The sequence below is a fragment of the Catenuloplanes atrovinosus genome, assembly GCF_031458235.1.
GTDB classification, from domain to species: domain Bacteria; phylum Actinomycetota; class Actinomycetes; order Mycobacteriales; family Micromonosporaceae; genus Catenuloplanes; species Catenuloplanes atrovinosus.
On sequence record NZ_JAVDYB010000001.1, the window covers coordinates 7,628,223 to 7,641,055 of the forward strand.

10 protein-coding genes are annotated in these 12,833 nt (G+C 71.2%); 4 read left to right on the plus strand and 6 right to left on the minus strand.

Annotated features, from left to right (window positions below; genetic code table 11):
- Positions 1-96: 96 nt before the first annotated feature.
- Both J2S41_RS33975 and J2S41_RS33980 read right to left on the minus strand, forming a co-directional pair.
- Positions 97-2,751 (minus strand): transglycosylase domain-containing protein, encoded by a 2,655-nt coding sequence (locus J2S41_RS33975; protein ID WP_310374162.1) that lies wholly within the window; start codon positions 2,749-2,751, stop codon positions 97-99.
- Positions 2,752-3,161: 410 nt separating this feature from the next.
- Entirely contained in the window at positions 3,162-3,581 is a 420-nt protein-coding gene (locus tag J2S41_RS33980; protein WP_310374164.1) for a DUF5318 domain-containing protein, read from the minus strand.
- 180 nt (positions 3,582-3,761) lie between these two features.
- Between J2S41_RS33980 and J2S41_RS33985 the strand changes: the two genes are divergently transcribed.
- Together J2S41_RS33985 and J2S41_RS33990 are read left to right on the plus strand one after the other, a co-directional pair.
- A complete protein-coding gene (locus tag J2S41_RS33985) occupies positions 3,762-4,385 on the plus strand; it encodes a PadR family transcriptional regulator (RefSeq protein ID WP_310374167.1) in 624 nt (207 codons plus the stop codon).
- Between the two features lie 43 nt (positions 4,386-4,428).
- The gene (locus J2S41_RS33990; protein ID WP_310374169.1) at positions 4,429-5,508 is read left to right on the plus strand and encodes an inositol-3-phosphate synthase; all 1,080 of its coding nucleotides are present in this window, start codon (positions 4,429-4,431) and stop codon (positions 5,506-5,508) included.
- Between the two features lie 90 nt (positions 5,509-5,598).
- On the opposite strand, the gene J2S41_RS33995 is transcribed toward J2S41_RS33990, so the two are convergent.
- The 4 genes from J2S41_RS33995 to J2S41_RS34010 form a co-directional block, all read right to left on the minus strand.
- Positions 5,599-6,105: a methylated-DNA--[protein]-cysteine S-methyltransferase gene (locus tag J2S41_RS33995; RefSeq protein WP_310374170.1), complete on the minus strand. Its 507-nt coding sequence runs from the start codon at positions 6,103-6,105 to the stop codon at positions 5,599-5,601.
- 17 nt (positions 6,106-6,122) lie between these two features.
- The gene (locus tag J2S41_RS34000) at positions 6,123-7,064 is read right to left on the minus strand and encodes a hypothetical protein (protein ID WP_310374172.1); all 942 of its coding nucleotides are present in this window, start codon (positions 7,062-7,064) and stop codon (positions 6,123-6,125) included.
- A gap of 118 nt (positions 7,065-7,182) precedes the next feature.
- Positions 7,183-7,860 carry a hypothetical protein gene (locus J2S41_RS34005; RefSeq protein WP_310374174.1) on the minus strand — a complete coding sequence of 226 codons (678 nt, stop codon included), beginning with the start codon at positions 7,858-7,860 and terminating at the stop codon, positions 7,183-7,185.
- Between the two features lie 491 nt (positions 7,861-8,351).
- Positions 8,352-9,815 (minus strand): CCA tRNA nucleotidyltransferase, encoded by a 1,464-nt coding sequence (locus J2S41_RS34010; RefSeq protein ID WP_310374176.1) that lies wholly within the window; start codon positions 9,813-9,815, stop codon positions 8,352-8,354.
- 84 nt (positions 9,816-9,899) lie between these two features.
- On the opposite strand from J2S41_RS34010, the gene J2S41_RS34015 reads away from it, so the two are divergent.
- Positions 9,900-10,916 (plus strand): hypothetical protein, encoded by a 1,017-nt coding sequence (locus tag J2S41_RS34015; RefSeq protein WP_310374178.1) that lies wholly within the window; start codon positions 9,900-9,902, stop codon positions 10,914-10,916.
- Between the two features lie 57 nt (positions 10,917-10,973).
- Entirely contained in the window at positions 10,974-12,743 is a 1,770-nt protein-coding gene (gene murJ / locus J2S41_RS34020) for a murein biosynthesis integral membrane protein MurJ (protein ID WP_310374180.1), read from the plus strand.
- The last annotated feature ends 90 nt before the right edge of the window (positions 12,744-12,833 follow it).

Sequence of the window (12,833 nt, forward strand, 5' to 3'; positions counted from 1 at the left end):
ACGGCCTCGGCGGATCACCGCATCGACCACGAACGATTGAGGCCGGTACGCACACCAGGTGCGTACCGGCCTCGATCGAGTCAGACGGATCGACCGTCAGTCGTCGTCGTCATCATTCCCCGGTAGCCCGGGGATTCCGTTGGTCGGATTCGGCGCCGGTGGCGTCGGGTTGCCACCGGGGTTGTTGCCGCCGTTGTTGTTACCGCCGTTGTTGTTGCCGCCGTTGTTCGGGTTGTTGCCGAACAGGCAGTTGAAGTCGAACGGCTGGCAGCTCGGGCTGGAGTTCGGGTTGTTGCCCGGGTTCGGGTTCTCCGGCGCCTTCGGTGCCGGCGAGACACCGTTGGCCAGCACGCTGGGGTCGCCGACGAAGCTGCCCTCGGGGAAGCTCTCGATCTCGTACTTCGCCGCCTTGTTCGCGGCGTTCATGAAGTCTTCCCAGATCTGGCCCGGCGTGTCACCGCCGTACATGTCGCTGCCGTCCGGGTCCTTGATCGCCGAGCGCGCACCCGAGGTACCGACCCAGACTCCGGCCGCTATCTGCGTGGTCGCGCCCAGATACCAGGCGTCACCGTTCGTGCCGCCCTCCTTGCCGAGTTCCCAGGTGCCGGACTTGGCGAACGCCGGCCGGTCGTTGGCCAGCGAGTGGTCGTTGCCGTCACTGGCGCCCGGGATCTTCTGGAGGACCTTGAGCATGCTGTCTATCTGCTCGGTGTCGAACTTCTTCTCCGGCTTGATCTGCTCGCCGTTGACCTTGACCCACTCGCCGTCCGCGCGCTTCTTCTCGACGCTGACCACGAAGTGCGCCTTGTTGTAGCTGCCCCGGTTGGCGAGCGTGGCGAGGCCGTTGACGTGCTCGATGACCTTCACCTTGTACTGGCCGAAGCCGACCTCGACGTCGAACTTGCTCGGCGCGACCGCGCTCGGCTCCACCTCGGCGAGGTTGATCACCTCGTCCTCGTCCGTCCACATGGTGCGGATGCCGGCGTCCCGGGCGACGGCTACGACCTTCTCCGGGCCCATCTCCTTGGTCATCCAGTAGAACGGCACGTTGAACGAGTCGATCGTCATCTTCTCCAGCGAGCAGTACTTCGCACACGCCGGATCGTCACGGCCCGCGTTGGAGATCTCACGGCCGCCGCGCTCCTCGTCGACGTTCTTGGTCGAGTCCCAGTACGAGTCCATCGACATGCCTTCGCGCAGGCCGGCCGCGATCGTGTACATCTTGAACGTCGAGCCCGGGTTGTGACCGCCGTTGCCACCGCCGTAGTCGAAGCCCTGGCCGTCGTCACCGCCGTAGTAGGCGAGCACCTGGCCGTTGGTCGGGTCGATCGCGACCAGCGCGGCCTGGTGGTTCTCGTCCGTCTTGCTCATCGGCGAGGACTTGCTCTTGCGCGAGGCCGCGTCCTCCGCCGCCTTCTGCATGGCCGGGTTGATCGAGATCTTGATCCGGTACGGACGCTGCTGCCAGTCCGTTATGCCCATCTCTTCCAGCTCGGCCTTGACGTACTTGAGCACGTGACCGATCGGCTTGCTGTTCGCGCACTCCGACACGCAGCCGTCCGGGTTGTACTTGACCAGGCTCTTCTCCGGGTACTCCGCCTTCGCCCGATCCTCCGCGCTCAGCCAGCCCATCTCGACCATGTTGTCGAGCGTGTAGCCCCAGCGCTCCTTCGAGGCCTCGAGGTTGTAGTGCGGGTCGTAGCCCGCGTGACCACCCTTGATCGGCTCCGGCTGCTTGATCACGGCGGCGAGCACGGCGGCCTCGGACGCGGTGATCGCGTTCTTCTCGCCGGGCGGCGTGGTGACCGACTTGTTGAAGTACGCCTTGGCGGCCGCCTCGACGCCCTCCGCGCCCCGGCCGAACCAGATCGCGTTGAGGTACAGCGAGATGATCTGGTCCTTGTCGTACGTGTCCTCGATCTTGCGGGCCAGCAGCGCCTCGCGGATCTTCCGGTTGTAGTTGATGCCGGTCAGCTCCGCGGCGTGCCGCGCGTACTGCTGGGTGATCGTGGACGCGCCCTGGGTGTTGCCGCCGGAGATGTTGTTCCACGCGGCGCGGGCGATGCCCTTGAGGTCGATGCCGGAGTGGTCGTAGAACTTCTTGTCCTCCGCGGCCGCGACCGCGTGCTTGACCAGCGGCGAGATCTTCTCGTCCGGCACCACGGTGCGGTTGTGCTCGCCGAGCTTGGTCAGCTCGGTGCCGTCCGCGTAGGCGACCGTGGAGATCTCCGGCTCGAACGTGTTGATGTCCGGGATGTCGTCGAAGGCGTAGGTCAGGCCCACGATGCTGACGCCGGCCAGCATGATGACGACGGCGAACGCCGCTATCGACCAGTTGGCGATCTTGCGGCGGCGCGCGCGCTTCGCGGCGTCCGGGCTCAGCGCGGCGGCGCCGCGGCGCCCGGGGCCGGTGCCGCCCGGTCCGGCCCCACCGGGGCCACCGGGGCCGGCCGGGGAGACGGGGCGAACGCTGGCGCGGCCCGGCACGGCCCGGCCGACCGGCGCGCCGCCGACCGCCGCACCGCCGACCGCGGCACCACCCACGGCGGCACCGCCGACCGCGGCGGCGCCCACGGACGCGCGTCCCGGCACGGCCGGGCGCGCGGAGCCGACCGAGGCGGAACCGGAGCTGCCCGGCACCCGCGCGCCACCGACCGCGGCGCTGCCGCCGACCGAGGCACGCCCGGGCGCGCCACCGCTGACCGGGCTGCCCGGCACGCGGGCACCGCCGACCGCGGCGCTGCCGCCCACGGACGCTCGTGCGCTGGGGGGTCCGCCGGGCCGAGCGCTGCCGGAGGCACGCGGGGGCATGCTCCCTCCGGGGCGAGCGCCGTTACCCGGCCAGCCTCCCGAGCCGGCCGCGCCGCCGTAGCGGTCGTCGTCCGGCTCGCCGGAGCCCGGCATCCTGCCTCCGCCCGGACCGGAGGCCCGGCCATGCGGAGAACTGGGTTCGCCGTACGCGTTCATTCGTCACACCCTGCCGGTCGCGGTGGCGCGGATCGACGACCCTCGGGGGTGGTCGTGAGCTTCGCCACGAACGGACACTAGGGGCGCGGCGGTACAGACCGCGGCCCTTTCACTTGACTTTGTAGCCGTTACATCCGGAATAAACGGACTTATCGGGCTAACGATCTCACGTGCGTCTGCGGCCCACGAGCGCGTCACCGTTCCGCTCCTCGCCGGTGACCGGCCCCGCCGGTGGTCTCGTCCGCCTCCAGGCCGTCGCGGCCCAGCAGGAACTGCTCCACCAGGTGGTTCCAGGAGCAGCCCTGGCACACCTCCACCACGTACACCTGGAACTCACTCAGCGTCATCGCCAGCATCGGCAGCTCGGCCAGCTTCCGTGCCTGCCCGGCGGACTGCTTGAGCTCATCACCGTAGATGTAGTGCACGAGGGTGAGGTTCTCCCGGCGGCACATCGGACAGCGCTCCTCGGTCGGCTCGCCGTGGAATCGTGCCGCGTTCTTGAGGTAGGGCGAGGCATCACACACCTCGTGGACGCCCACCCTGCCCGAATGGACCTCACGCAGCACCGCTCGCCTCTGGAGCGAGTAGTCCACCACCTGCCGCTGCGTGCGCACGGACTGAAGAGTAACGGCTCCCGGCCCAAGAGGCGACAACGCTCACTTTCCGTGACAGTCAGTGGCCGACACAAACGTTTAACGGCACATCGTTTGCGTCTCGGCCACCTGACGTTCTACGGTTCGATGTATCGGGCCGATACATCGGGAGATCCAGAATCCCGAGAGAGAGGAGCGGCCGTGCTGGAGTTCGCCATCCTCGGTCTGCTCTCCGAGTCGGCCATGCACGGCTACGAGTTGCGCAAGGAGCTGAGCACCAAGCTCGGCCCGATCCGCGCGGCGATCAGCTACGGCACCCTTTACCCGACGCTCAAGCGCCTGCAACTCGCCGGCTGGATCGCCCAGGCGGGCGAGACACCGGCGACGGCGGACGAGGTGCCGGCGCTGACCAGCCGCCGGGGCCGGATCGTCTACAAGATCACCGCCGAGGGCAAGGAGCGGTTCGCGGAGCTGATCGCGCACGCCGGCCCGGAGACGTACGACGACGCGAGCTTCACCGTGCACTTCGCGTTCTTCGCCCGCACCGATCGCGCCACCCGGCTGCGCATCCTGGAGGGCCGCCGCCGGAAGGTCGAGGAGCGGCGCGAGGGCCTGCGCAACGTGCTGGCCCGGGCCACCGAGCGACTCGACGCGTACACGCTGGAGCTGCAGCGCCACGGCCTGGAGGCCTGTGAGCGCGAAGTGCGCTGGCTGGAGGAGCTCATCGCGAGCGAGCGATCCGGCCGCGCGCCGGGCCGTCCCGGCCCGACCGATCTCCCGCCCTCGACCGGCGACGCCGCCGGCGAGGAGCCGGGCACGTCATGACAGACGACCTGTCGTGCTGACCAAGAAGAAGGAGGCAAGCGGGATGGGTTCCGTCCGCGTGGCCATCGTCGGCGTGGGTAACTGCGCCTCGTCCCTGGTCCAGGGTGTGGAGTACTACCGGGACGCCGACTCGAGCGACCGGGTCCCCGGTCTCATGCACGTCACGTTCGGTGACTACCACGTCTCCGACGTGACGTTCGTCGCAGCGTTCGACGTGGACGCCAAGAAGGTCGGCCGTGACCTGGCCGAGGCGATCGTGGCGAGCGAGAACAACACGATCAAGCTGGCCGACGTGCCGCCGACCGGCGTGCAGGTGCAGCGCGGCCCGACCTTCGACGGTCTGGGCCAGTACTACCGAGAGATCATCGAGGAGTCGGACGAGGAGCCGGTGGACGTGGCGCAGGCGCTGCGCGACGCCCGGGCCGACGTCGTCGTCGCCTACCTGCCGGTCGGCTCCGAGGAGGCGGCCAAGTTCTACGCGCAGGCCGCCATCGACGCCGGCTGCGCGTTCGTCAACGCGCTGCCGGTCTTCATCGCCTCCGACCCGGCGTGGGCGCAGCGGTTCACCGACGCGGGCCTGCCGATCGTCGGCGACGACATCAAGAGCCAGGTCGGCGCCACCATCGTGCACCGCGCGCTGGCGAAGCTGTTCGAGGACCGCGGGGTCGAGCTGCTGCGCACGTACCAGCTGAACTTCGGCGGCAACATGGACTTCATGAACATGCTGGAGCGCAACCGGCTGATCTCGAAGAAGATCTCGAAGACCCAGTCGGTCACGTCCCAGATCCCGCACGAGATGGTCAAGAGCGACGTGCACATCGGCCCGTCCGATCACGTGCCGTGGCTCGACGACCGCAAGTGGGCGTACATCCGGCTGGAGGGCAAGGCGTTCGGCGACGTGCCGCTGAACGCGGAGCTCAAGCTCGAGGTCTGGGACTCGCCGAACTCGGCCGGCGTGATCATCGACGCGGTGCGCGCCGCCAAGATCGCGCTGGACCGGGGGATCGGCGGCCCGATCCTGTCCGCCTCGTCCTACTTCATGAAGTCGCCGCCGGTGCAGTACTCCGACCACGACGCGCACGCGGCCGTGGACCGGTTCATCGCCGGCGAGATCGAGCGCTGATCTCTCGCGGAAGGGCCGGGTCCGCGCGGGCCCGGCCCTCTCCTTATATATAGGTACGACCACGCCGGGTGATTCACCCGATCGGGGCGGTCAGGCGAGCCAGTCGCGTTGCAGCGCGATCCGTGCCTCGAGTTCCAGCAGAACCCGCTTGCGGGGGATCCCGCCGCCGAAGCCGACCATCTTGCCGCCCGCGCCGACCACGCGGTGGCACGGCACGATGACCGGGATCGGGTTGCGGTTGCAGGCGGTGCCGACCGCGCGGGCCGCGCCGGCGTCGCCCAGTCCGGTGGCGATCTCCCCATAGGTCACCATCTCGCCGTACGGGATGCGGGCGATCCGGTCCCACACCGCGCGCTCGAAGTCCGAGCCGCCGGAGACGGCCAGCGGCACCGTGAACGCGGTCAGCTCACCCGCGAAGTAGGCGCGCAGCTGCCCGATCGCCTCGTCGAGCAGCGCGTCCTCACCGCCGGTCCACGCGCGGGCGGCCGGGTGCCGGCCGAAGTGCACGCCGCCGACCGCGGCGGGGCCCGCGACGCCCGCGCGCTCGGCCGCCACGGACAGCTCGCCGATCGGCGAGTCGATCACCATCCAGCGCATGTCCCCATTGTCCCGCGTCAGCCGCGGGTGTATTCGATCTTGTAGAGGTCGCCGCTCTGCACCAGCCGGTCGTCGCCGCAGGTGTAGTCCGCCGTGTCGGAGGTGGCCAGGAACTCCTCGTCCTCCGCGGTCTGCTCGCCGTTGACGAAGATGACGAAGGTGGCCTCGGAGTCGACCGCGGTCAGCGCGATCCGGGCGTCGCGCGCCGTGTAGGTGTAGTTGACCTCGCCCTGAATCCGCAGCCGCACGGTCTGCCCGCTGACCGACCCGGTGTACTCCGTGCCGGTGCCGTAGTCGAACACGGCCGCACCGTCCTCGGAGAGGATGATCTTCGCGCCCTTCCCACCGGTCAGCTTGATCGTGCCGACGTTGGGGACCTCCAGGTCCTCGGTGTGCGTGGTCACGTTCCAGGTGCCGACCGTGCAGGAGTCTATGTCCGGGTTCACCGAGACGGTCGGGGTCGGCGTGCCGTCCGCGACCGGCGTGTCCTCCTGGTTGGTGCTCCAGACGGTGAGCCCGATGCAGCAGAGCAGCACCAGCACGACCGAGACCAGCGCGCCGATCAGGATGTTCAGGCCGCGCCGCCCCTTGTTCTGCGACGGTGGCGGCGTGTAGACGGGCGGGTACGCCTGCGGCTGCGCCGGGTACGAGGACGGCGGCTGATACGCCGGCGGCGTGTTCGGGTAACCGCCGCCGCTGGCCGGATAGCCCGCACCGCCGCTGGTCGGGTACGCCGGGGCGCCGCTGGTGTGCGGGCTGGGGTAGGCGTCGTACCCGGAACCGCTGGTCGGCGACGGGTAACCGTTCGGCGGGGACTGGGGCTGCTGCGGGTAGCCGGGCGACGGATAGGGCGCCGGCGGTGCGGAGGTCACCTCGCCGGTGCCGCGGTAGTTGCCGCACTGCGTGCAGTTACCCGCCGCGTCGATCGTGCCGCCCCCACAGACCGCGCAGGGCCCCATGTCGCCTCCCGGCTTGCCGTCCCACCTTCAGACCCGACGCTAGCGGGTGCGATCCACTCGCCCCAATGGCCTCAACGGTCAGCGGATCTTACTCAACGAGCGATGTCGCGCCGCACCGTCACTCGCCCCGGGTGAGCACCTCACGCTGCGCGTCCGGACCGGTCAGCGCGAGGTCGCTCGGGCCGCACTCGTAAGACCACTCGGTCAGCGAGGCCGGCCAGTCCGCCGGCGCGCCCGGCTCCGCCCCGTCCGGCGTGACCGTGAACGTGGCGTCGGACCGTGCCTCCGTCGCGGCCGTCACGCCGTCCGCGGCCCCGAACTCGAACGTCACCGTGCCGGCCACCGTGATCAGCGCGTCCCGGCCGTCCACGGTGGCGGCGTAGGAGGTCGCCTCGCCGTACTCGATCACGCCGGTGCCGTCCGCCCGGTAGGTGACGGCCGGGCCGACGCCGGTCAGCGTCACCTCGACCGTGCCGAGGTCGGGCAGCGCGACGAGTTCCCGCTGCTCGGCGACGCGCCACGGCCCGACCAGGCACTCGTCCGCCACGGCCGCGGGCGACGGGGAGGCCGGCGAGGGGGAGGGCGACGGGGACGGCGACGTGGGCGCGGCCGCGACCTGAGCCGGCGGCGGTCCGGTGAGCCGGTCGGCGGCCCGCGAGTCCGCGCCCGCGAACCGCACCACGACCGCACCGAACACGCCGGCCGCGACCACGCCGGCGACCGCCACCAGCACGACCGCGAGCGGGTGCGCCCGCTCGCTGCCGGCCAGCGCGGGGGAGGGCGCGTCGTACCCCATCACCGGCTCGGCCGGCCTGGGCGGCGGCGGGGGCGGGGGCGGGGGCGGAGCGGGGGTGCGCCACGAGGGCGGCTTCGGCACGCGGCGAGGACCGGCGGTGGCCCCGGGGACGACCGGCGTCCCCGAGACGGGCACACCGGACACGGGCGGGCCGGAGACCGGCGGCCCCGACACCGGCGGTGGCAGCGGCGTGGTCTCGGCCTCGTCACGCGGCGGCCCGGAAACGGGGCGATAAGCCGGATTCGTCGGGTAAGCCGGTGATTGCAGACGATCCCGGGACACGCCGCACCCGGCACACGTCCCGTCGGCCGTGACCGTCACCCCGCCACAGATGGCGCACGGTCGCACTGCCCGGCCCTCCTTAGCCACCGACCCGGCCCTCCACGAAGGACCGAGCAGTGAACCTAACGGAACCCGCGCACCCCGCATAAGCGGTTGATCCGATCGAAATGAGTGAACGGATCGCCGAGTGGGACCTGTCCTAAAGGCCCCTAGAGCCCCTGCGCCCGGGCCCAGGCGCGCAACTCCGCCTCCGCCTCGTCGCGGGTCAGCGGGCCGCGCTCCAGGCGCAGCTCCTTGAGGTGCCGCCAGGCCTGCCCGACCAGCGGCCCCGGCGGCAGCCCGAGCAGCTCCATGATCGCGTTGCCGTCCAGGTCCGGGCGGACCCGCGCGAGGTCCTCCTCGGCCGCGATCCGGGCGATCCGCTCCTCCAGCGCGTCGTAGTCCGCCGCGAGTGCGGCCGCCTTGCGCCGGTTCCGGGTGGTGCAGTCGGAGCGGGTCAGCTTGTGCAGGCGGTCGAGCAGCGGGCCACCGTCGGTCACGTACCGGCGCACCGCGGAGTCGGTCCACTCGCCCCGGCCGTACCCGTAGAAGCGCAGGTGCAGCTCGACCAGGCGGGTCACGTCCGCGGTGACGTCCTTGGGGTAGCGCAGTGCCTTCATCCGCTGCCGCGTCATCCGCGCGCCGACCACCTCGTGGTGGTGGAAGCTGACCCGGCCGTCCGGGCCGACCGCCTTGGTGGCCGGCTTCCCGATGTCGTGCAGCAGCGCGGCCATCCGCAGCGTGAAGTCCGGCTCGCCGCCGCCCTCCAGCCGGATCGCGTTGCTGACCACGGTCAGCGTGTGCTCGTAGACGTCCTTGTGCTGCGCGTGCTCGTCGATGGCGAGCTTGAGGCCGGGCAGCTCCGGCAGGAAGCGGTCGGCCAGGCCGGTGTCGACCAGCAGGCGCAGCGCCGCGATCGGGTCCACGCCGACCATCAGCTTGGTGAACTCGTCGCGGATGCGCTCCGGGGTGATCCGGTCCAGTGACGGCGCCAGCTCGGTCATCGCGGCGACCACGGCCGGGTCGGGCGTGAACCGCAGTTTCGCCACGAACCGGGCGGCGCGCAGCATGCGCAGCGGGTCGTCACCGAACGACGACTCCGGCGTGCCCGGCGTCCGGATCACGCGCGCGGCCAGGTCGGCCAGGCCGCCGTACGGATCGGTGAAGACGTGCCCCGGCAGGCTGACCGCCATCGCGTTGATCGTGAAGTCGCGCCGGACCAGGTCGTCGGCGAGGCTGGTGCCGTACTTCACCACGGGGTTGCGGCTGACGCCGTCGTAGGCCTCCGCGCGGAACGTGGTGATCTCCAGCCGCAGGCCGCCGCGCATCGCGCCGATCGTGCCGAACTCGCGCCCGGTCTCCCAGATGGCCTCGGCCCAGCCCTTGAGCACCGCGAGCGTCTCATCCGGCTGCGCGTCCGTGCAGAAGTCCAGGTCGTCGCCGAGGCGGCCGAGCAGCGCGTCGCGCACCGAGCCGCCGACCAGGTGCAGCTCGTGCCCGGCGTCGGCGAACCGGCGGCCGAGCTCGTCGGCGACGGGGGAGACGCGCAACAGCTCCGCGACGGCGTTGCGTTGCACGGCGGAGAGCTGGGCGCGCTGGTCGACCCCGACGGGGCCCTGGGACGTTTCAGACATGGGACCGCCAGCGTATCGCCAGCCCGCACGCCCGCCGGACCCGACCGGCGCGCGCGGTCGCCCGGGAGGGCAGGATGGTGACCCATGGCAGTTCCCGAGGCGCTGCGCGCGCTGGCCGGCCGGTCGTCGTTCTGGTCCGAGTGGTTCTTCCACAGCGAGGAGGAGGTCGAGCGTCCCGACCTGCTGATCACGTTCCCGGTCGCCGGCGGTTACCGGCTCCGGCTGGACCTGGACTTCGCACAGCCGTTCCACCTGCTGGAGCTGGCCGCGCCCGGGTCCGGCTCGCACGAGGGCGCGATGCTCGGCTGGGACGCGCCGGAGGACGGCCACCCGCACGTGCTGCGCTGGCCGGAGCTGGACCTGATCGGTCGCGTGATCGCGATGGACGATCCCTCGCTGGCCCATCCCGGGCTGGTGGTCGCGCTGCTCAGCCGGTTCACGCCGGTCACGCTCGCGGACGACGTGCCGGTCGCCCGGGCGCTGTTCACGACCGCGTTCCGGGCGCTGCGCCCCGCGCCGCTGGAGGCGGGCCCGGAGCAGGAGCCGCTGCCGTTCTTCGCGGAGCCGCGCTGGTGGCCCGCGCCGGTGGATCCGGAGGCGCTCACCGACCGGGAGATCGACCGGCTGATGGCCGGCCGCGACGGGCGCCGCGCGGGCCTGGACTGGCACCGGCACGACGGTCTCGGCTGGGTGGCGGTGCAGCGTGCGGAGCGCAACGAGCTCGGCTTCACGATCAAGAGCCTGCGCACCGGTACGGAGCCCTCCTTCCCCTACGCCGGACTGACCGAACTGCTCGACTCCGCCCGCCGGCGGCTGACCGCGGAGGTCTACGGCGCGCCCTGGTGCACGGCCGCCGCGGTGGTGCCGCTGGCCCGGCGGATCGTCCACGGCGGGGACCTCACGTCCGTACCGTCGCTGCTCGATGCCCTGGAGACGGCCGGTTGTGATCACCCGACCGTGCTGGACGCGCTGACCGAGCCGCTGGTCCCGGCGGAGGCCGCCTGGGTGATCGAGGAGATCGCCGGGGCCGCGCCCGGGACGCTGTTGCGCGAGGTCTGCGCGGGTGCGCCCGCGGACGCGGGAAGTGCTCGGGTTGACTAGGGTTCGTTCAACGCCGGTGGCACGCGGGTCCGCCGGGCGGGTCCGAGGGGATGCGACATGACCGGCGGTCTGTACCGGAGCTCCAACGCAGGCCATCGCGACGGCCCCTACGGTGACGGGCAGGCGCCGCCGCTGATCGACGCGGAGGAGGCCCGGCTCACCGTCCCGGACACGGACACGCTGGGCGGCACCGGCGAGGTCCCGGGTGCGGAGCCGCCGTCGGGCGGCGGCAGCACGGCCGGCAACAGCCTGATCATGGCGGCGGGCAGCCTGGTCAGCCGCGGCACCGGCTTCCTGCGCACGGTGGTGCTCACGTCCGCGCTGGGCGCCGCGGTCGGCGACGCCTACACGACCGCGCAGATCTTCCCCGGCCTGATCTACGAGTTCCTGCTCGGCGGCATCCTCTCCAGCGTGCTGCTGCCGCTGCTGGTCCGGCGGCGCAAGTCGGACCCGGACGGCGGCCAGGCGTTCACCCAGACGCTGCTCAGCCTCGCCGTGATCATGCTGGCCGTGGCCACCGTGATCGCGGTCGCCGCCGCCCCGCTGCTGACCATGATCTACGCGAGCGAGGAGTCCACCGGCGAGTACCGGGACCTGGTCACCAGCCTGTCCCACCTGATGCTGCCGATGATCTTCTTCACCGGCGTGTCCGCGCTGTTCAGCGCGGTGCTCAACACGCGCGGCCACTTCGCGGCGCCGATGTGGACGCCGATCCTGAACAACATCATCGTGATCGCCGCCGGCGGGGCGTACCTGGTGCTCTACGGCGCCTCGAAGATCGACCCGGGCGCGATGACCGCGGACCGGATCGCGATCATCGGCGGCGGCACGCTGCTCGGCATGGCGGTGCAGGCGGCCGGCCTGATCCCGGCGCTGCGCAAGGTCGGCTTCCGGTGGAAGTGGCGGTTCAACTTCGGCGACCTCGGGCTCCGCGAGCTGGGCAGGCTCGGCGCCTGGATGATCTGCTACGTCGTGGTCAACCAGATCGGCCTGATCGTCGTGTTCAACCTGCTGAACCGCGCCGGTTCCCAGGGCGAGACCGGCCCGCTGATGTACAACAACGTCTACCTGCTGCTGATGATGGCGCACGGGATCATCGCGGTCTCGATCATCACGGCGCTGATGCCGCGGATGAGCGCGGCGGCCGCGGACGGCCGCCTCACCGACATCGCGGAGGACCTGTCCCGCGGCATGCGGACCGCCACCGCGGCGCTGGCCCCGGTCGCGGTGGTCTACGGCGTGCTGGCCGCGCCGATCATGGTCACGCTGTTCGGGCACGGCGCGATCGGCGCCGACGACGCGGCGGCCACCTCGATCGTGCTGATCAGCGCCAGCATCGCGCTGATCCCGTTCTCGGTCAGCCAGCTCTTCACGTTCGCCAACTACGCGATGTCCGAGAACCGGACCGCCGCGCTGGTCAACGTGCCGGTGGTGGCGGTCCGGATCGCGATCCACGTGGCCTGCTTCATGCTGCTCGACGCCCGGTGGGTCGCGGCCGGCCTGATGATCGGCAACGCGGTCTCGTACGTGGTCTCCGCCGCCATCTCCGCCACGGTGCTGCGCCGCCGGATCGGCGCGATCGGCATGCGCGACGTGGCCGGCTCGATCCTCAAGGTGATGGTCGCGGCCGCCGGCTCGATCGTGGTCGGCCTGCTCGTGATGAAATTGTTGCCGGGCGACGACACCCCGTCCCGGCTGGAGGCGTTCCTGAACCTGGTCGTCGGCGGTGCCGCTATCGGCGGTGCGTACCTGGGGCTCGCGCTGCTGCTGCGGGTACGGGAGATCACCCAGCTGCTGGACATGGTCAAGCGCCGGATCAGGCGGTAGTTTCAGCGGTCCACGCCCGGGATAAAGCAGTCGTCACCCGATGGTTGTGGACACAGGCTTTGAGTAATCCCAGGTCGGGCCGCACAATCG